Source organism: Pseudomonas sp. B414, assembly GCF_055408445.1.
In genome coordinates, this window is the sequence record NZ_JBUZTQ010000001.1 from 224,539 (window position 1) to 244,257 (window position 19,719).

The following is a 19,719-nucleotide window of genomic DNA, read 5'->3' on the forward strand; positions in this document are numbered from 1 at the left end:
AAGGTCAACAGGTGTAAAGACACTACTTGGGCGAAAGCTCACGCAAGTGACGCGCTACTGCAATCCATGCACCGATATACCCTAACAGCACAGCGCCAAGCAAGAGAGACAGACCATCGGCTACCGGCACACCCGCCAGAGCAAAGTTGCTGCCGTACAAACCGGCCAACCCCACCACTGCGTCATTAAGCCAGTTCAAGCCGAATGCCAAAACTCCCCACGAAAGCACACCGGCACCAAAACCATAAAGCGCACCCATATACAGAAAGGGCCTGCGCACATAGCTGTCAGTACCGCCGACCAGCTTGATAACTTCAATTTCGATACGACGATTCTCGATATGCAAACGAATCGTATTACCGATAACTAGTAGCAAAGCGGATACCAGCAACACCGTCAAGCCAAACACAAAACGGTCACCCAATTTCAGGATGGCCGCCAAACGCTCGACCCAGACTAGATCAAGTTGCGCCTGTTGTACCTTCGGCAACTGCGCAAGGCGTTCGCGAAGGGCTTCAAGAGTCGCTTTATCGACCTCTGCCGGGGTTACCAGCACCACACCGGGCAACGGGTTATCGGGGAGTTCTTTAAGCGCTTCGCCCAGCCCTGACTGCTGCTGGAACTCTTCGAGGGCCTTTTCGCGGCTGATAAATTCCGCGTCAGCCACCCCCGCCATACCTTTTATCTGATCGCTGAGATTTTCACCCTGCTGGCTGCTGGCATCCATTTGCAGGTACAGGGAAATCTGCGCCGCACGTTGCCACGAACCGCCCAGGCGCTCGACGTTGTTCAGCAACAATGACAAGCCCATGGGCAAGCTCAAGGCAACGGCCATCACCAGGCAGGTAAAAAAGCTGCCTATCGGCTGTTTGCCCAGGCGCTTGAGACTGTCGAGCAGGCTGGCACGGTGGGCTTCGACCCAGGCGTGAAACAGCATGGCGAAAGTCGGGCCATCGTCTTCGTCGTGTTTTTTCTTCGGCGGCTGCGGGTCGGCAGCCTTGGGCGCTACGCGTTCGGACACTTTGGAGCTGCGGGTGGCACTCATTGCGCGGCCTCCCCGTCACCGATCAATCGCCCGCGCTGCAAGGTCAGCATGCGGTGACGCATGCGTGCGATCAGGGCCAGGTCGTGGCTGGCAATCAGTACGCTGGTGCCCAGACGGTTGATGTCTTCGAAAACGCCCATGATTTCCGCCGCCAGACGCGGGTCGAGGTTACCGGTGGGTTCATCGGCCAGCAGCAAGGCCGGACGGTGAACAATAGCGCGGGCAATGCCGACACGCTGTTGCTGACCTGTGGATAAATCACCGGGGTACAGATCGGTCTTGTCCGACAACGCCACGCGCTCCAGCGCCGAGTCGACCCGCTTGGCGATCTCGGCCTTGGACAGCCCGAGAATCTGCAGCGGCAAGGCGACGTTGTTGAACACCGTGCGATCGAACAGCAATTGGTGGTTCTGAAACACCACGCCGATCTGGCGACGCAAAAACGGGATCTGCGCGTTGCTGATCTGCCCCAGGTCCTGCCCTGCCAGCAGCAATTTGCCGCTGGTCGGACGCTCCATCGCCAGCAGCAGGCGCAACAGTGTGCTTTTGCCAGCGCCGGAGTGGCCGGTCACAAAGAGGAATTCGCCTCGACGGACCCGAAAGCTCAGCTCGTGCAGGCCCACGTGTCCATTTGGATAGCGCTTACCGACCTGCTCGAATCGAATCATGGACGCTCCCGCTCCGCAAACAGTGCCTGGACAAAGGGTTCGGACTCAAAATCACGCAAATCATCGATGCCTTCACCAACACCGATAAAGCGAATAGGGATATTGAATTGCTTGGCCAGGGCGAAAATCACCCCGCCCTTGGCGGTGCCATCGAGCTTGGTCAGCGCCAGGCCAGTCAGGGCAACGGTCTGATCAAACTGTTTGGTCTGACTGATAGCGTTCTGCCCGGTACCGGCATCGAGCACCAGCAGCACTTCGTGCGGGGCGTCTTCGTCGAGCTTGCCGATCACCCGGCGAACTTTTTTCAGTTCTTCCATCAGGTTGTCTTTGGTGTGCAGGCGACCGGCGGTATCGGCAATCAAAACGTCGATACCACGGGCCTTGGCCGCCTGTACGGCGTCAAAGATCACCGAGGCTGAGTCGGCGCCGGTGTGCTGGGCAATCACCGGGATATTGTTGCGTTCGCCCCACACCTGTAATTGCTCGACAGCGGCGGCGCGGAAAGTATCACCGGCAGCCAGCATGACTTTTTTGCCTTCAAGCTGCAGCTTCTTCGCCAGCTTGCCAATGGTGGTGGTTTTACCCGCACCGTTGACGCCCACGACCAGAATCACGAATGGCTTGTTTTGCGATTCGATCTTAAGCGGCTGCTCAACCGGCTTGAGCATGGCGGCCAGCTCGTCCTGCAACGACTTGTACAGCGCATCGGCATCAGTCAACTGCTTGCGGGCGACCTTCTGCGTCAGGTTTTTAATGATTACCGAGGTTGCCTCAACGCCCACATCGGCGGTCAGCAAACGGGTTTCAATCTCTTCGAGCAGCTCGTCATCAATGACTTTTTTGCCCAGGAACAGGCTGGCCATGCCTTCGCCGATGCTGGCGCTGGTCTTGGACAGGCCTTGCTTGAGGCGCGCGAAGAAGCCGGTCTTGGCTGCAGGTGCTGCTGCCACCGGGGCCACCACTTCAACTAGCACAGGAACAGGCGCTGGCACCACTACCGGCTCAATAACGGCTACTGGCTCTGGCTCTGGCTCTGGCTCTGGCTCTGGCTCTGGCTCTGGCTCGACAACAGTTTCGAGCACTGCAGGCACTTCAACCACAGGCGCCGGAATCGGCGGCACGATATGCGCCGCCTGCACGTCTTCGACCAGCGCTACCGGCTCTTCGGCAACGGGCAAGGGCGGCCACGGGGCCGGCTCAGGCACGATATGCGGCTCGGAGGCAGGTTCAACAACTGGCGCAGCCGTAACCACAACCACTTCAGGGGTTGGCTCGACAACCACCGGAGTGGCCTCGACCAACGGCTCAGGAGTGATTTCAGGAACCGGCGCGGGTTGTTCCACGACGGTTTCCTGCGGCTTTCTGCGCAGCCATCCGAACAGGCCTTTTTTCTCGCCAGCCGCAGCTGGGTTCTTCTTGTCGTCGTTGGAACCAAACATGGAGGACGGCTATCTCATCGTAGCGACGCGCCACTGTGGCGCCCCGGCAAATAATATTCGGTGTGAAACAGACTGTAATTTTGTCAGCTTGTTCGCACGCAACTGTAATTCGAGGGTAAAACACACCTCGTAAACTTCGTCTTAACTCGGGTCTGGAACGGGAAAATCGGCAAAAAAGCGAAATTTACCGTGATATATCCACACTTCCAAACGGGCTCCTATACTGCCCGATCACACAGAGTCTGATCTTCAAAGGCCTGATAGGCGTGGCCGCCAGTAAAACGGATCAGTATCCTAGCACCTCCTCACCCGCAGACGCTAAGGCCAAGCGGGCAGCCCAACAGGTTTAAAAACGAATGAATGCTCTAGCCCGCCGCGCTGCTGGCCTGTTGCTCAGCACAGTTTTAGTACCGCTTTCGGCCCTCGCCGCCGAACCGCAGCCTACCCATGAGTTCCGTCTGGACAATGGCCTGAAAGTCATCGTGCGCGAAGATCATCGTGCCCCGGTGGTGGTGTCCCAGGTCTGGTACAAAGTGGGTTCAAGTTACGAGACACCCGGCAAGACCGGGCTGTCCCACGCTCTTGAACACATGATGTTCAAAGGCAGCAACAAGGTCGGCCCCGGTGAAGCCTCGTTGATCCTGCGCGACCTCGGCGCCCAGGAAAACGCCTTCACCAGCGACGACTACACCGCGTATTACCAGGTACTGGCCCGCGACCGCCTGGGCGTGGCCTTTGAACTTGAAGCCGACCGCATGGCCAGCCTTCGCCTGCCGCCTGAAGAGTTCAAGCGCGAGATCGAAGTGATCAAGGAAGAGCGCCGCCTGCGCACCGACGACCAGCCGATGAGCAAGGCTTACGAGCTGTTCAGTGCCATGGCCTTCCCTTCCAGCGGCTACCATACCCCGACCATCGGCTGGATGGTCGACCTGGAGCGCATGAGCGTCGGCGAACTGCGCGACTGGTACGAAGAGTGGTACGCGCCCAACAATGCCACCTTGGTGGTGGTCGGTGACGTCACCCCGGACGAAGTCAAAGCCCTGGCCCAGCGCTACTTTGGCAAGGTGCCAAAACGCGAAATCCCGGTGGCCAAAATCCCGCTGGAGCTGCCGACCCCTGGCGAGCGCCTGCTCAAGATCCACGTCCAGACCCAACTGCCAAGCCTGATGCTGGGCTTTAACGTGCCAAGCATTGCCACGGCCAAGGACCCGATCACCGCCAATGCCCTGCGCCTGATCTCCGCCCTGCTGGACGGTGGCTACAGCGCCCGCATGCCAACCCAGCTTGAGCGCGGCGAAGAGCTGGTCTCCGGTGCATCGTCCAGCTACAACGCCTTCACCCGTGGTGACAGCCTGTTCATGCTTTCGGCAATGCCCAACAGCCAGAAGAAAGTCACCATGGCCCAGGCCGAGGCTGGCTTGTGGCGCTTGCTCGACGACCTGAAAAAGACCCCACCGACCGCTGAAGAACTGGAACGTGTACGCGCCCAGGTAATTGCCGGCCTGGTTTACGAGCGCGACTCGATCACCAGCCAGGCCACTTCGATTGGTCAGCTGGAAACCGTCGGCCTGTCGTGGAAGCTGATGGACTCCGAGCTGGCTGACCTGCAAAAGGTCACGCCGGCCGATATCCAGCAGGCTGCCCGCACCTATTTCACTCGCGACCGTCTCAGCGTTGCGCATGTACTGCCCGAGGAGAAAACCCATGAGTGAGCGTAAAGGTCCCCGCTACGCCCTGCTCGGTCTGAGCGCCGCCATACTGGTTGGTGCACTCGGCTACTTTTTCGCCAACCCCGACCAGTCGGTTGCCAGCCAGGCGCTGGATCAGGCCAAGAGCGAACACAAGCTCGAATCCCTGGCCGAACTCGATGGCAAAGCCCCCAGCCACCGTGCACTGAACGTGCAAACCTGGAAAACCGCCGAAGGCTCCAAGGTGCTGTTTGTCGAAGCCCGACAATTGCCGATGTTCGACCTGCGCCTGACCTTCGCTGCCGGCAGCAGCCAGGACGACAACACCCCCGGCCTGGCCCTGCTGACCAACGCCATGCTCAATGAAGGCGTGGCCGGTAAAGATGTGGGGGCCATCGCCCAGGGCTTTGAGGGCCTGGGCGCGGACTTCGGCAATGGCGCCTATCGTGACATGGCCGTTGTCTCGCTGCGCAGCCTGAGCGACGTCGACAAACGCACCCCTGCCCTCAATCTGTTTGCCGAGGTTGTAGGCAAGCCTACATTCCCGGCCGACTCCCTGGCGCGTATCAAAAACCAGTTGCTGGCCAGCTTCGAGTTCCAGAAGCAAAACCCCGGCAAACTGGCCAGCAATGAACTGTTCAAACGTCTGTACGGCAACCACCCGTATGCACACTCCAGCGACGGCACGCCTGAGAGCATCACCTCGATCACCATTGATCAGCTCAAGGCCTTCCACAACAAGGCCTACACCGCTGGCAACGCAGTGATCGCGATCGTGGGTGACCTTTCTCGCGCTGAAGCCGAAGCCATCGCGGCCCAGGTTTCTGCTGCCTTGCCAAAAGGCCCGGCCGTTGCCAAAACCGCGCAGCCGACCGAGCCAAAGGCGGGGCCAACCCATATCGAGTTCCCGTCCAAGCAGACCCACCTGCTGCTGTCCCAACTGGGTATCGACCGTGACGACCCCGACTACGCAGCACTGGCGCTGGGCAACAGCATCCTGGGCGGCGGCGGTTTCGGTACGCGCCTGATGACTGAAGTACGGGAAAAACGCGGCCTGACCTACGGCGTGTACTCCGGTTTCAGCCCGATGCAGGCCCGTGGCCCATTTATGATCAACCTGCAAACCCGTGCCGAACTGAGCGAAGGTACGCTCAAGCTGGTGCAAGACATTCTCGCCGACTACCTGAAAAACGGTCCGACGCAAAAAGAACTCGACGATGCCAAGCGTGAACTGGCCGGCAGCTTCCCGCTGTCCACTGCCAGCAACGCAGCCATCGTCGGCCAACTTGGCGCAATGGGCTTCTATGATTTGCCTCTGGATTACCTGGAAACCTTTATGCAGCAGTCCCAGGACCTGACCACCGAACAGGTCAAGGACGCCATGAACAAGCACCTGAGCGCCGACAAAATGGTCGTAGTGACCGCCGGCCCAACCGTGCCGCAAAAACCACTGCCACCTCCTACCGACAAACCTTCAGAGCAACCTCTTGGGGTTCCGGAGCATTAATGGCAAAGCCAAAAAACACATCGCACTCGGGTGCGGGTCAGTTACGCATCATTGGCGGGGAATGGCGCAGCCGCAAGCTGGACTTCCCCCATGTAGAGGGCCTGCGCCCTACGCCCGACCGCGTGCGTGAAACCCTGTTCAACTGGCTGGCTCCGCATATCGGCGGCGCCAAGGTACTGGATGTATTCGCCGGCAGCGGCGCGCTGTTCCTTGAAGCCATGTCCCGCGGCGCAGCCAAGGGCGTGGCACTGGACAGCAACCGCGACGCGATTTCCAATATCCGCGAGAACATGGGCATCCTGCGCTGCACCGTCGGCGAAGTGCAGCAGACCGACGCCCTGCGTTATCTGGACGCGACTCCGAGCGACACCTTTGACGTGGTATTCCTCGACCCGCCGTTCAACAAGGACCTGCTCAAACCAGCTTGCGAGCTGCTTGAGCAACGCGGCTGGCTGACCGAGGACGCCTGGGTTTACACCGAAAGCGAGTTGCGCCCGTCGGAACTGGGCCTGCCTGCCAACTGGCGCCTGCACCGCGAGCAAAAAGCCGGGGGCGTGAACTACGCCCTGTGGCAACGCGAAGCAGTAGCACAGTAACAACTGAACGTGTGGGAGCGGGCTTGCTCGCGATGCAAGCGGTTGCGGTTTGCCTAAAGCACCGCGGTGACCCAATCGTGAGCAAGCCCGCTCCCACAGGTTCGCCTGCTGTCATTCAACACAAAATATCTATGTAACGCCCGCTCATTCCCTCGCAAGCCCACTCTGTTCTGACTATCAACAGTCAGGACACTCACCATGAAACACCCCCTCGCCGGGCTGGCTCTCGGCCTTATGTTGCAACCGCTGATGGCCCTGGCCAGCAGCGAACCTTCTACCCACCGCTTCACCCTGGATAATGGCCTCAAGGTCATCGTTCACGAAGACCATCGTGCCGCTGTGGTCCATTCGCAACTCTGGTACCGGGTCGGTTCCAGCTATGAACCACCGGGCCAATCCGGACTTTCCCACGCCCTTGAACACATGGTCTTCAAAGGCAGCAGCAAACTCTGCGCGGGCGAATCGGACCACATTTTTCAAAGCCTGGGCGTTACAGACAACGCGTCCACACAAAATGACGCCACTGTTTTCTTTCAAACCTTGCCGCCCCACGCCCTGAGTGTCGCTCTGGAAGTGATGGCTGACCAGATGAACACTGCTCACCTGTCCGCCGCCCATTGGGAGGGTGAACGGGAAGTGATCAAAAGCGAGCGCAGCGAAAGCGTCGACAATGATCTGCAGCAACGGTCACTGGAACTGCCCCGACGCCTGGCATTCCCCACCAGTGCTTCAGGCAGCCCGGTCATCGGCTGGATGCACGACCTCGAACGCATGCAAGTCGATGAACTCAAGCACTGGTATCACAGTTGGTACGCGCCCAATAACGCCACCCTGGTCATCGTCGGCGATATAGACACCCAGCAGGTCAGGACGCTGGCCACGCGCTACTTCGGGCCGATTGCCCGCCGCGAATTACCGGTCATCAAACCACCGCTTGAGCTGGCGGCTCCGGGCGAACGCAGCATCATCCAGTACATCGATCATCAAATCCCCAACCTGAGCATGGCGTTCAACGTACCAAGCCTGAGTACCCAGACCAATCCGCGCTCGGCTCCGGCGCTGGAGCTGCTTAGCGAACTGCTGGGTGGTGGTGACAGCTCAGAGCTCAAAAGCAAATTGTGGCGAGGTGAGGAACTTTTGATCAGCGTCGGCTCACACTACAGCGGTATCAGTCGCGGAGATGAGCTGCTTACCATTGCCGCCACCCTCAACCTTAAAAAAATGAAGCCCCTGAGCGAGGTACAGGAGCGGATTTGGGCCGTAATCGAATCGCTGAAAAACGCCCCCCCCTCTGCCAGCGACCTTGAGCGCGCGCAGACACGAATCATCGCCAGGCATGTTTTCAGTCGGGATGATTTGCAAAACCGCGCCCTTTATCTGGGAGAACTGGACATCGCAGGGCTGTCGCCTGAGCAAGACGAAGAGCGACTGCAAACCTTGAAGGCAATCACCCCCCAGGACATTCAGCACGCCGCGCAAACCTTTCTTACTCACGACAGGCTGACCGTCAGCCATGTGCTGCCCAAGGAGTCCCGCCATGAATAAGCCTCAGCTGATCGTCGCCCTGCTCGTGCTTGTCGCTGCCTGCACGCAAGCCAGCGCGGTAGAGCCGCCAACACGACTGAAATCATTGCTTGAACTGCCACCCCCCGCGCCAGCCACCCGTTTGCCGACAATCAAGGCCTGGAAGCTGTCGCAGAACACCAAAGTGTTATTTGTCGAAAACCACACCCTGCCCATGATCGACGTGCAGATCAGCTTTGCCGCAGGCAGTAATCACGATGGCAACTCACCCGGCCTGGCGGCGATGGTCCTGAGCCTGTTTAACGAAGGCTCGGCCCTCAATGACGCCAATGCGCTGGCCAAGGGCTTTGACCGGCTGGGCGTGGAACTGGGCAACGGTATCAGTAAAGAACAGAGCTTTTTCACCCTGCGCTGCCTGAGTGCCGCCCACATCCGCGAACCGGCCATGCAATTGTTCACCGAGATGCTGGCCCAACCGGGCTTTACTGTCGCTGGCCTGCGACGGGTTAAAAATGAGCTGCTGACCCGGCTAAAAATAGACAAGGATGACCCTCTCTCTCTCGCCCAAACGCTGATCCATAACGAACTCTACCCCGGGCACCCTTTTGCCCGTTCGAAATACGGCACAGCAGAAAGCATTGAGCGAATTGATGAAACTCAGCTCAGAGATTTTTACCGTCGCGCTTATACAGCGGCCAACGCGCAGATCGTAATTGTCGGCGACCTAACCCTGCAGCAGGCACAGCGCCTCAGCCGCTCACTGGCCAATGCCTTACCTGACGGCCAGGCACTGCCTGATCCTCAGCCCGCACCGGCACCACCAAACGCCGGCAAAGCGCTGCACATAGAAGATGAAGCAACCCACACCTTGTTGATGCTGGCTCAAAACGCCTTGCCCAATCAGCATCCGGACGGGGTCGCTATTCGCGCCGGGCATATTATCTTCAGCCATATCCTCAATGAATCTTTGAGGGAGGAACGCAGCATCACCTATGGGGTGCTCTCGGACATCCCCCATGCACAAGGCCTAACACCCTGGATCATCAGTCTCAATACCCCGTCGCGCTACAGCCAAAGCGCCCTGACCCATATCAAGGCCCTGTTTGCCCAATACCTGAACGACGGGCCCAGCGATGCGCAACTGGACGACATCAAGCAATACCTGTTGCGGGCGCTGCCTCAGCTCACGGCCAGCAATCTGGAGATGCGCAACGAGCTATCCATGATCAACCGTTTTAACCAGCCCCTGACCTTCGACTACAAAACCCGACAGGTTCAGGCCATGACCCGTGAGCAGATCAAAACGGCAATGAACCGTCACTTCAAGGCAGACGGCTGGGTCAGCGTGACCGTGGGCCCCAGTGTTGAACAACTGCCTTTGCCGGACGTGATGGCAGCAAAGGCGATGATGGAGCAAAGTTGTATGCCAGCCATCAGATAACCCGGTAACCAACACGCAACACTTGGGTGCCGAGCCCTGATGTGGCAATTTAGACATCCGCCGTACCTGTCACGCGATGAGAACCACAGTGCCCTTTTCAGCCAGCCATGCATCACCCCTCAAGCCGTTTACCGCGGCTTTGGGCCTCGGCAACCCCCATGTGCAAACGTTATGGGGGCCGTTATGGCGCACCAAACCCGTCATTGAACATCGTCGTGAACGCTTGTGGCTCAAGGATGGCGATTTTCTCGACCTGGACTGGCACGGCACCCCCTCGGCCCATGCCCCCGTGGTGCTGGTGCTACACGGGCTGACCGGTTCATCAGGCTCACACTATGTTCTGGGGCTGCAAAACGCCCTCGCGGCGCGGGGCTGGACCAGTGCGGCACTGAACTGGCGCGGGTGCTCGGGCGAGCCCAATCTGCTGGCCCGCAGCTATCACTCAGGGGCCAGCGAAGACTTGGCCGAGGCTGTGGCGCAATTGCGCGCCAGTCATCCACTGGCGCCGCTGTATGCCGTGGGCTACTCACTAGGGGGCAATGTGCTGCTCAAGTATCTGGGCGAAAGCGGCAGTGACAGCGGATTGCAAGGCGCCGTCGCGGTTTCGGTACCGTTCCGGCTTGACCAGTGCGCCGACCGCATTGGCCTAGGGTTTTCCAGGGTCTATCAAGCCCACTTCATGCGCGAAATGCTGGCCTACGTCAAAAACAAGAAGCGCCGTTTTCAGCTCGACGACCAGCACGAAGGCCTCGCCAGTCTGGCCAGGCTGGGAACTGTGGAAGCACTGAGCAAAATGCGCACGTTCTGGGAGTTCGATGACCGCGTGACCGCACCGCTAAACGGCTATCTCAATGTCGATGACTACTACCGCCGCGCCTCCAGCCGTTACTTCCTTGGTGCCATCGATACCCCGACGCTGATTATCCAGTCCACTGACGATCCCTTCGTGTTCAGCCACAGCATCCCCGAGGCCAGCGAGCTGTCGACCTGCACGCAACTGGAGTTGCACGCCAAGGGCGGGCACGTGGGATTTCTGGAAGGCTCGCCAGGCAAACCGGGGTATTACCTCGAACGACGGATTCCGCAATGGCTGGCAACGCTGCGGCATGAGTCTGCCTGATGGACGCCGAGAAGGGTGAGTCGATCCGCTTCTGGCAAACGCCGCCCCTTACGGGGGTGGAATTGCTGACAGCGCGCTATATCGAACACCGCTTCGTACCCCATGTGCATGATGGTTTTGTGATCGGCATGATCGTCGAGGGCGCCCAGCGTTATCGCTATCGCGGCGCCGAGCATCTGGCCGCTACCGGCACCCTGGTACTGATCAACCCGGATGAAGTCCACAATGGCCACAAAGGCCATGATGCCGGCTGGCGCTACCGGGCGTTTTATCCCGACAACACGCAAATTCACCAGTTACTGGAAGAGTTGGAGCTGCCGACCACGCACTTGCCAACCTTCAAGGACACGCTGCTGTACGACTGCGATCTGTTCCACGGGTTGTTCCAGCTGCATCAATTGCTCGAAGGGCCGCAAACCGCACTGCATCAACAAACCGCATGGCGCCAGATGATGCTTGCCCTGCTCAACCGTCATGCCTGCCTGCCATTGCCGGCAAAGCCCGGGCTCGAGCACCGCGCCGTAAGCCGGGCCAAGGAACTGCTGCAAGCCCGGCTGGCTGAGCCGCCATCCCTGGAAGAGCTGGCTGCGGCGGTCAATTTGTCGCCATTCCACTTTGCCCGCGTATTTCAACGAGCTACCGGGATGCCGCCGCACACCTGGCTGATGCAGCAACGCATCGCCCATGCCCGGGCCTTGCTGCAACAGGGCTGCTTGCCACTACAGGTCGCGACGCAATTGGGCTTTGCCGACCAGAGCCATCTGAGCCGGCAATTCAAGAAGGTCTACGGCGTTGGCCCCGGCGCCTATCGATTGGCCAGTGCCAATACATAAAATCTGAGGCATGCAGGACCAAGTGTGGGAGCGAGCTTGCTCGCGATGCAGGCAGTGAGGTTTGCCTGAAGCACCGTGCTGATGCCATCGCAGGCAAGCCTGCTCCCACAGGTTTTGTGGCACCTACAAACTTCAAACTTGGCAGGGAACATTGTGGGAGCGAGCTTGCTCGCGATGCAGGCGGCGCGGTCTGGCAGGCAAACCGCGTTGCTGCCATAGCAGGCAAGCCTGCTCCCACAGGTTTTGTGGCACCCACAAAATTCAAACTTGGCAGGGAACATTGTGGGAGCGAGCTTGCTCGCGATGCAGGCGGCGCGGTCTGGCAGGCAAACCGCGTTGCTGCCATCGCAGGCAAGCCTGCTCCCACAGGTTTTGTGGCACCTACAAACTTCAAACTTGGCAGGGAACATTGTGGAAGCGGGCATGCTCGCGATGCAGGCGGTGCGGTCTGGCAGGCAAATCGCGTTGCTGCCATCGCAGGCTTTGTACCGGACACAAAGTCTGATGCCTGCGATCAATCTCCAGTAGCAATGCCCCGCGCCGGATCGTTGATCCACTCACTCCATGAACCCGCATACAGCTTGCCCAGTGGATAACCCGCCAGGCCCATTGCAAACAGGTTGTGGCAAGCCGTCACGCCAGAACCGCAATAGGCCACCAACTCCTCGGGGGAGCGCCCCGCAAGTTTTTCGGCGAAGCGCTGCTTGAGCTGCACCGCAGGCAAAAAGCGCCCCGTACCGTCTAGATTTTCACTGAAGGCGGCACATTGCGCGCCCGGAATATGCCCGGCAATCGGATCAATCGGCTCGACCTCGCCGCGAAAGCGCGGCTGGGCACGGGCATCAATCAAGGTCAGGCCCGGCTTGACCAGGCGTTTCCCCAGTTGTTCGGCGCTCAGCAGCATATGGCTGTCAGGGTGGCCTTCAAAAGTGCCACGCAAGGTCGGAGCCGCATCCAGGCTCAGGGGGAAACCCGCGCCATGCCAGGCCTTGAGACCACCATCGAGGATAAACACACCGTCACGCTTGCCCAGCCAGGTCAGCAGCCACCATGCCCGGGCTGCAAAAGCCCCGGGGCCATCGTCATACAGCACCACATCGCTGTCTGCATTGATGCCCCAGGCCTGCAGTCGCTCAACCAGAGTTCGCGGATCGGGCAATGGATGACGGCCGGTCACGCCCTTGATCACAGGCCCGCTCAGGTCGCGTTCAAGGTCGGCAAACTGCGCACCGGCAATATGCCCCTCGGCATAGCTGCAACGGCCGTAATCCGGGTCTTCGAGGGCAAAGCGACAATCCAGAATAACCAGGCCGGGCTGCGCCTGACGTTCATTCAGGGCTTGAGGGCTGATCAATTGCGCAACGGGCATAGTGAACTCCTGTGAGGGGGTGAAATGCAGTTATTGAGCGTACAGCGCATGTTCCAGAGGGACGTAGTATTCCTTGATCAATTCATCGACCGCTTCACGGCACTGGTCGGTAACAAAGCCCGACTCCAGCACCAGCAACTGATACACCCCGCGCTTGATCGCCTGCTCGCTGAGCTGGTCACTGTTCTCACGGGTGGTGCATAAAAAGCCTACCCAAGAGGTAAGAATAATCCAGGCATTCAGGCTTAAGGACTCAATTTGCTGAGGGGTCATGCGCAGAATTTCAGCTTCAACAAAACCGGCATAGATGGCCTGCGCCTGCGCCAGGCAGTGCTGGGAAAAGCGTCGATAGCGGATTGCCAGTTCCGTGTCGCTATGCAGCAGATGTTCAATATCGCGATACAAAAACCGGTAGCGCCACATGGCATCGAGCAGTTGCTGCAAGTAAAGGCGCTTGTCGGCAACGGTTGGCAAGCGCCCCCGGGGCGGATGCAAAAAGCTCAATACCAGCACCTCGTACTCGCTGAACAACACCGAGATAATCGCCTGCTTGTTGGGGAAGTGGTAGTACAGATTGCCCGGGGAAATTTCCATATGGGCCGCAATGTGGTTGGTGCTGACACTGCGTTCGCCCAGCTGGTTAAAAAGCTCCAGGCTGCTGTTGGCGATGCGCTGGCTGGTTTTTAGTCGTATGGCCATGGGCTTGCGCTTAAATTAAAAACGAAAGGCATCTTACGGCCTAACCTTGAATCCATAAACAACACGGGTGGCAGGCGTTGCGATTGACAAGTTAGAGCATAGGCTCTAAAAACTTGATTGCTCTCCAACGATAAAACCCCATAAAAAAACCGCCTGGAGCCACCATGTCTGTCGACAGCACTCACGTTCACGACGCCTCAGCCCTGCTGGACGATCTCCATTCCCTGCTCGACAAACAGCGTCAGGCCTACGCAGCCCATCCATATCCACCCCTTGCACAGCGCCAACAATGGCTGAAAAGCCTGCGTCATTTGCTAAGTGCCGAGCGAGAAGTCCTGATCGATGCCATCAGCCAGGATTTCAGCCACCGCAGCCCCGACGAAACCCTGTTTGCCGAGCTGATGCCTTGCCTGCACAGCATTGATTACACCTTAAAACACCTCAAACGCTGGATGAAACCTTCGTCACGCAGCGTGGGCATGATGTTTGCGCCCGCCAGCGCCAAAGTGATCTATCAACCGCTGGGCGTAGTCGGCGTTATCGTGCCGTGGAACTACCCGCTGTACCTGGCGATAGGCCCTTTGGTTGGCGCCCTGGCCGCCGGTAACCGGGTCATGCTCAAGCTCAGCGAATTCACCCCGGCCACCGGGCGTTTGCTCAAGGATCTGCTGGGCCGCATTTTCCCCGAGGACATGGTTACCGTGGTACTGGGCGAGGCCGATGTGGCCGTAGCGTTCTCCGGGCTGGCGTTTGATCACTTGCTGTTTACCGGCTCGACCCATGTGGGCAAGCAAGTGATGCGCGCAGCGTCTGAAAACCTGACTCCAGTCACCCTGGAGCTGGGTGGTAAATCTCCCGCCATCGTGTCAGCCGATGTTCCGCTTAAAGACGCCGCGCAGCGAATCGCCTGGGGCAAGACCCTGAACGCCGGGCAAACCTGTATCGCTCCGGACTACGTGCTGGTGCCACAAGATCGGGTTGAAGGTTTTGTCGACGCTTACCGCCAGGCTGTGCACAGTTTTTATCCGACCCTGACTGACAACCCGGACTACACCGCAATCATCAACGATCGCCAACTGGCGCGTCTTGAACGGTTGCAGGCCGATGCGAAACTCAAAGGCGCCCGCCTGATTGGGCTGTATGAACAAGGCCAGGGGCGGCGCATGCCCCATGTGTTGGTGCTGGATGTAAACGACGAGATGCAGGTCATGCAGGACGAAATATTCGGTCCGTTGCTGCCCGTAGTGCCCTACTCCAATCTGGATCAGGCGATGGCCTACATCAACCGCAGGCCCCGCCCTCTGGCGCTGTATTACTTCGGCTACAACAAGGCCGAGCAACAGCGGGTTATTCACAATACCCGCTCGGGCGGCGTGAGCATCAACGAAACACTGCTGCATGTGGCCATCGACGACCTGCCCTTTGGCGGTGTCGGGCATTCGGGCATGGGCCATTACCACGGCCACGAAGGCTTCCTGACCTTCAGCAAGGCCAAGGGGGTGTTGGTCAAGCAGCGCTTGAACAGCTCTCTGATGATCTACCCGCCTTATGGCCGAAAATTGGTACGCATCATCCAGAAGCTGTTTATCCGCTAGCGGAGTCCGGCCATGCCTGAAGTCAGTGTTGATAATGCTCTGCTTTCACGTCGCGGAGTCTTGAAGGTCGGCCTGTGTGCCAGTGCATTACTGGCCACCGCCGGGCTGACCGCCAGCCTCAGCGGCTGCTCGGCCAGCAGCAGTGCCCGCGGATTTTCTGTGTTGCGCAGCAGCGACCTGGCTTTCTTGCGGGCGCTGATCCCGGTCATGCTCGCTGGCAGCGTGGCAACAGCAGCAATGCCCGAAGCAGCCAAAGACACACTGAACAAACTGGACGACAACCTCAATCACTTGTCGCCTGCACTGCTAACGCTGACCCAACGACTGTTCGACGTACTGGCCATGCCCATAACACGCGGCCCGTTGACCGGGGTGTGGGGCCGCTGGGAGAACGCCGATGCGCAGCAGATCCGCCACTTTCTGCAGCGCTGGCAGAACAGCAGCCTGAACCTGCTGAAAATGGGTCATGGCTCACTAGTGCAATTGGTGATGATGAGTTGGTACGAGAGCCCGCAAGCATGGGCTGCCTGTGGCTATCCCGGGCCTCCAAAAATATAAGAAATACAAAAAAACCTGTGAGAGCGGGCTTGCTCGCGATTCAGGCGCTGCGGTACTCCAGGCAAACCGAGTGGGATGCCATCGCGAGCAAACTCGCTCCCACAAAAACCTATCGTTCGCCCATCGAGAACCACCTATGCCCGTACCTGACCCGTTTCGCGAAGGCCTGGCCAAAGGCTGGAAAGTCCATGATGGCTCGCAACTCGACAGCGACCTGACCCTGGAAACTGACGTCGCCATTATCGGCAGTGGCGCGGGCGGCGGCACCACAGCTGAGATACTCAGCGCAGCAGGCTACAAGGTTTTACTAATCGAAGAAGGCCCGCTCAAGACCAGCAGCGATTTCAAATTGCTCGAAGACGAGGCCTACGCCAGCCTCTATCAAGAAGGCGTCGGGCGCATGAGCAAAGACGGCGCCATCAGCATTCTGCAAGGCCGGGCCGTGGGCGGCACGACGCTGGTCAACTGGACCTCAAGCTTTCGCACTCCGGCACCAACTCTGGAACACTGGGCCCGCGAGCACGCCGTCGAGGGCCATAGCCCAGAGCAAATGGCCCCCTGGTTCGAGCAAATGGAGCAGCGCCTGGGCGTCGCGCCCTGGCAAGTCCCGCCCAACGCCAACAACGAAGTGATCCGCAATGGCTGCGAAAAGCTCGGCTACAGCTGGAATGTGATCCCGCGTAATGTGCGCGGCTGCTGGAACCTGGGCTATTGCGGCATGGGCTGCCCGACCAATGCCAAGCAATCGATGCTGGTCACCACCATCCCCGCCACCCTCGAAAAAGGCGGCGAGTTGCTCTATCTGGCCCGCGCCTGGCGGTTATTGATCACTGGTGAGCAGATCAGCGGCCTGGAGTGCCAGGCCATGGATAGCCGTTGCGTAGCGCCCACTGGCCACAAGATAACGGTCAAAGCCCGCCATTACGTGCTAGCGGGCGGCGGCATCAATACCCCCGGCCTACTGATGCGCTCCGATGCACCCGACCCGCACAAACGACTAGGCAAGCGGACGTTTCTGCATCTGGTCAACTTCTCGGCTGCGCAATTCCCTGCTGCCATTAACCCTTTTTACGGTGCACCGCAGTCGATCTACTCCGACCATTTTCAATGGAAAGACGGCGCCACAGGGCCCATGGGCTACAAACTCGAAGTCCCCCCATTACACCCGGCCCTGGCCGCCACCCTGTTTGCCGGTTTTGGCCAGGAAAGCGCCGCACAAATGGCGCAATTGCCCAACACCCATATGATGCTGGCCCTGATGCGCGACGGTTTTCACCCCGACAGCCCTGGTGGCAATGTGCAATTGCGCAACGATGACACGCCCGTGCTCGATTACAGCCTCACACCCTATGGCTGGGAGGGCCTCAAACGGGCCTTTCACAGCATGGCCGAAATCCAGTTCGCCGCCGGCGCCAGCGCAGTCATGCCGCTGCACAGTGATGCCGGTTACAAAACCGGCCTGCGCGAAACCCGTTACCTGATCGACAGTTTGAGCCTTGAGTTGTATCGAACCCGTCTGGCCAGTGCCCATGTCATGGGTGGATGTACGATGGGGGAAAATTCGCAAATGGCTGTCACCGATAGCCTCGGGCGACATCATCAATTGCGCAATCTATCTATCCACGATGGCTCGTTATTCCCCACCAGCATTGGCGCCAACCCACAATTGTCGGTGTACGGTCTGACGGCAAAACTCGCAACGCTACTGGCTGAACGCCTGAAAAATTCATGAAAAAGCAGTTATTTCGTCGCGTCTATAGTGCTTTCTTCTGCGAATGGCGACTTGGCCGACCGGGAATGCTGCGATACCATCCGACTCCCCAACGGATTCCCGCCAGGACGACGCGATGAACCGAGTGTTGTACCCAGGTACATTCGACCCTATTACCAAGGGCCATGGCGATCTGGTCGAACGCGCTTCGCGCCTGTTCGATCACGTGATCATTGCTGTCGCTGCCAGCACCAAGAAAAACCCGCTATTCCCTCTGGAACAGCGTGTGGAGCTGGCTCGTGAAGTCACCAAACACCTGCCCAATGTTGAGGTGGTCGGTTTCTCGACGCTGCTCGCGCACTTTGCCAAAGAACAGAATGCCAATGTGTTTCTGCGTGGCCTGCGCGCCGTGTCGGACTTCGAGTACGAGTTTCAGCTGGCGAACATGAACCGCCAACTGGCACCCGATGTCGAGAGCCTGTTCCTCACGCCGTCAGAGCGTTATTCGTTTATATCGTCGACATTGGTGCGGGAAATCGCAGCATTAGGCGGCGATATCACCAAGTTTGTGCACCCGGTTGTAGCCGATGCCCTGACCGAGCGTTTTCGCAAGAAATGACCACTGAAGCGGCGCCCGCGTGCACTGCGGGCGCCAATGCGGCACAATTGACGCATTCGATTTCAGTTGCCCGGGCCGAGCGCCCCGGCCGGAGTACCCATGTCCCTGATCATCACCGACGATTGCATTAACTGCGACGTCTGCGAACCCGAGTGTCCGAACGCTGCCATTTCCCAGGGCGAAGAGATCTATGTGATCGATCCCAACCTGTGCACCCAGTGCGTCGGCCATTACGACGAGCCGCAATGCCAGCAGGTTTGCCCGGTTGACTGCATCCCGCTGGATGAAGCCCACCCGGAAACCGAAGAACAGCTGATGGAAAAGTACCGGGCGATTACCGGCAAGGCCTGATTCGGCTATCAGAACAGCTTTGCGGCGTTTGTGGGAGCGGGCTTGCTCGCGATTGCATCACTGCAATTTGCCTGACAGACCGCGTCGTCAGCATCGCGAACAAGCCCGCTCCCACATTAGCTTTACCACATCACATGCGGCTACTTCTGGCAACGCGGGCAAAACACGCTCGCGCGCTGGCCCAGCTTGACGTCACGCAGCTCGGTACCGCAGACCTTGCACGGTTCATAACCACGCCCGTACACAAATAGCTCCTGCTGGAAGTAACCGGGCTGGCCATCGCCACCGATAAAGTCGCGCAGGGTGGTACCGCCACGCTCAATGGCGGCAGCCAGAATCCGCTTGATTTCAATCGCCAGCTTTAAATAGCGCGCCCGGGAAATGCTTCCGGCGGCGCGGCGCGGATCAATGCCGGCGGCAAACAGCGCTTCAGTCGCGTAAATATTGCCCACCCCCACCACCACGGCGTTGTCCATGATGAACGGCTTGACCGCCATCGACCGTTTGCGCGACAGCTGAAACAGACGATCGCCATCAAACAGGTCGGTCAGCGGCTCCGGCCCCAGGCGTACCAGCAGTTCGTGATTCAGCGGGTCCAGGCTCCAGAGCATCGCTCCAAACCGGCGCGGGTCGGTGTAGCGCAAGGCCAGCCCGGACTCCAGTTCGATATCCACATGTTCGTGCTTGGCGGCAGGCAACCCTGCCTCCACCAGCCGCAGGTTGCCCGACATCCCCAGATGGCTGATCAGCGTGCCGACCTCGGCATTGATCAGCAGATATTTGGCCCGCCGCTCGACCAGCACAATGCGTTGCCCGGACAGGCGCACATCAAGGTCTTCGGGGATCGGCCAACGCAAACGACGCTCGCGCACAATCACCCGACTGACCCGCTGCCCCTCAAGGTGCGGGGCGATGCCGCGGCGGGTGGTTTCGACTTCAGGTAATTCAGGCATGGG

General features: G+C 59.1%; 18 protein-coding genes. 12 read left to right on the plus strand and 6 right to left on the minus strand.

The window, feature by feature from the left end; genetic code table 11:
• Positions 1 to 22 precede the first annotated feature (22 nt).
• Genes ftsX through ftsY form a run of 3 tightly spaced genes read right to left on the minus strand, consistent with a single transcriptional unit; the run spans position 23 to position 3,152 of the window.
• The gene (gene ftsX, locus ACZRMH_RS01055; protein ID WP_464011765.1) at positions 23 to 1,045 is read right to left on the minus strand and encodes a permease-like cell division protein FtsX; all 1,023 of its coding nucleotides are present in this window, start codon (positions 1,043 to 1,045) and stop codon (positions 23 to 25) included.
• On the minus strand, positions 1,042 to 1,713 hold the full coding sequence (gene ftsE, locus ACZRMH_RS01060) for a cell division ATP-binding protein FtsE (RefSeq protein WP_464011766.1): 672 nt from the start codon (positions 1,711 to 1,713) through the stop codon (positions 1,042 to 1,044). Before ftsE ends, ftsX begins: the two co-directional genes overlap by 4 nt.
• Positions 1,710 to 3,152 carry a signal recognition particle-docking protein FtsY gene (gene ftsY / locus ACZRMH_RS01065; RefSeq protein WP_464011767.1) on the minus strand — a complete coding sequence of 481 codons (1,443 nt, stop codon included), beginning with the start codon at positions 3,150 to 3,152 and terminating at the stop codon, positions 1,710 to 1,712. The genes ftsE and ftsY overlap by 4 nt, the downstream gene beginning before the upstream one ends.
• Positions 3,153 to 3,508: 356 nt before the next feature.
• Here ftsY and ACZRMH_RS01070 point away from each other — a divergent pair, with 356 nt between their 5' ends.
• The 7 genes from ACZRMH_RS01070 to ACZRMH_RS01100 all read left to right on the plus strand — a co-directional run bounded on the left by ACZRMH_RS01070 (position 3,509) and on the right by ACZRMH_RS01100 (position 11,861).
• On the plus strand, positions 3,509 to 4,864 hold the full coding sequence (locus ACZRMH_RS01070) for a M16 family metallopeptidase (RefSeq protein ID WP_464011768.1): 1,356 nt from the start codon (positions 3,509 to 3,511) through the stop codon (positions 4,862 to 4,864).
• A complete protein-coding gene (locus ACZRMH_RS01075) occupies positions 4,857 to 6,347 on the plus strand; it encodes a M16 family metallopeptidase (RefSeq protein WP_464011769.1) in 1,491 nt (496 codons plus the stop codon). The genes ACZRMH_RS01070 and ACZRMH_RS01075 overlap by 8 nt, the downstream gene beginning before the upstream one ends.
• On the plus strand, positions 6,347 to 6,943 hold the full coding sequence (gene rsmD, locus ACZRMH_RS01080) for a 16S rRNA (guanine(966)-N(2))-methyltransferase RsmD (protein ID WP_464011770.1): 597 nt from the start codon (positions 6,347 to 6,349) through the stop codon (positions 6,941 to 6,943). The genes ACZRMH_RS01075 and rsmD overlap by 1 nt, the downstream gene beginning before the upstream one ends.
• Positions 6,944 to 7,141: 198 nt before the next feature.
• Positions 7,142 to 8,488, plus strand: a complete 1,347-nt coding sequence (locus ACZRMH_RS01085; RefSeq protein ID WP_464011771.1) for a M16 family metallopeptidase — start codon at positions 7,142 to 7,144, stop codon at positions 8,486 to 8,488.
• Positions 8,481 to 9,908, plus strand: a complete 1,428-nt coding sequence (locus tag ACZRMH_RS01090; RefSeq protein ID WP_464011772.1) for a M16 family metallopeptidase — start codon at positions 8,481 to 8,483, stop codon at positions 9,906 to 9,908. The genes ACZRMH_RS01085 and ACZRMH_RS01090 overlap by 8 nt, the downstream gene beginning before the upstream one ends.
• Positions 9,909 to 9,984: 76 nt before the next feature.
• Complete coding sequence (locus ACZRMH_RS01095; RefSeq protein WP_464011773.1) at positions 9,985 to 11,028, plus strand: hydrolase; 1,044 nt, start codon at positions 9,985 to 9,987, stop codon at positions 11,026 to 11,028.
• On the plus strand, positions 11,028 to 11,861 hold the full coding sequence (locus ACZRMH_RS01100; protein WP_464011774.1) for a helix-turn-helix domain-containing protein: 834 nt from the start codon (positions 11,028 to 11,030) through the stop codon (positions 11,859 to 11,861). The genes ACZRMH_RS01095 and ACZRMH_RS01100 overlap by 1 nt, the downstream gene beginning before the upstream one ends.
• A 514-nt stretch (positions 11,862 to 12,375) precedes the next feature.
• On the opposite strand, the gene ACZRMH_RS01105 is transcribed toward ACZRMH_RS01100, so the two are convergent.
• On the minus strand, positions 12,376 to 13,230 hold the full coding sequence (locus tag ACZRMH_RS01105; protein WP_464011775.1) for a sulfurtransferase: 855 nt from the start codon (positions 13,228 to 13,230) through the stop codon (positions 12,376 to 12,378).
• 30 nt (positions 13,231 to 13,260) lie between these two features.
• Complete coding sequence (locus ACZRMH_RS01110) at positions 13,261 to 13,929, minus strand: TetR/AcrR family transcriptional regulator (RefSeq protein ID WP_464011776.1); 669 nt, start codon at positions 13,927 to 13,929, stop codon at positions 13,261 to 13,263.
• A gap of 164 nt (positions 13,930 to 14,093) precedes the next feature.
• Here ACZRMH_RS01110 and ACZRMH_RS01115 point away from each other — a divergent pair, with 164 nt between their 5' ends.
• From ACZRMH_RS01115 to ACZRMH_RS01135, 5 genes are all read left to right on the plus strand, one after another.
• Positions 14,094 to 15,524 (plus strand): coniferyl aldehyde dehydrogenase, encoded by a 1,431-nt coding sequence (locus ACZRMH_RS01115; protein WP_464011777.1) that lies wholly within the window; start codon positions 14,094 to 14,096, stop codon positions 15,522 to 15,524.
• Positions 15,525 to 15,536: 12 nt separating this feature from the next.
• A complete protein-coding gene (locus ACZRMH_RS01120) occupies positions 15,537 to 16,082 on the plus strand; it encodes a twin-arginine translocation pathway signal protein (protein ID WP_464011778.1) in 546 nt (181 codons plus the stop codon).
• 136 nt (positions 16,083 to 16,218) lie between these two features.
• On the plus strand, positions 16,219 to 17,814 hold the full coding sequence (locus ACZRMH_RS01125) for a GMC family oxidoreductase (protein WP_464011779.1): 1,596 nt from the start codon (positions 16,219 to 16,221) through the stop codon (positions 17,812 to 17,814).
• A 115-nt stretch (positions 17,815 to 17,929) separates the two neighbouring features.
• Positions 17,930 to 18,412: a pantetheine-phosphate adenylyltransferase gene (gene coaD, locus ACZRMH_RS01130; RefSeq protein ID WP_016782612.1), complete on the plus strand. Its 483-nt coding sequence runs from the start codon at positions 17,930 to 17,932 to the stop codon at positions 18,410 to 18,412.
• A 99-nt stretch (positions 18,413 to 18,511) separates the two neighbouring features.
• Positions 18,512 to 18,763: a YfhL family 4Fe-4S dicluster ferredoxin gene (locus ACZRMH_RS01135; protein ID WP_016782613.1), complete on the plus strand. Its 252-nt coding sequence runs from the start codon at positions 18,512 to 18,514 to the stop codon at positions 18,761 to 18,763.
• Between the two features lie 140 nt (positions 18,764 to 18,903).
• Here the strand turns inward: ACZRMH_RS01135 and mutM are convergent, their stop codons facing one another.
• On the minus strand, positions 18,904 to 19,716 hold the full coding sequence (gene mutM / locus ACZRMH_RS01140; protein ID WP_464011780.1) for a bifunctional DNA-formamidopyrimidine glycosylase/DNA-(apurinic or apyrimidinic site) lyase: 813 nt from the start codon (positions 19,714 to 19,716) through the stop codon (positions 18,904 to 18,906).
• Between the last annotated feature and the right edge of the window lie 3 nt (positions 19,717 to 19,719).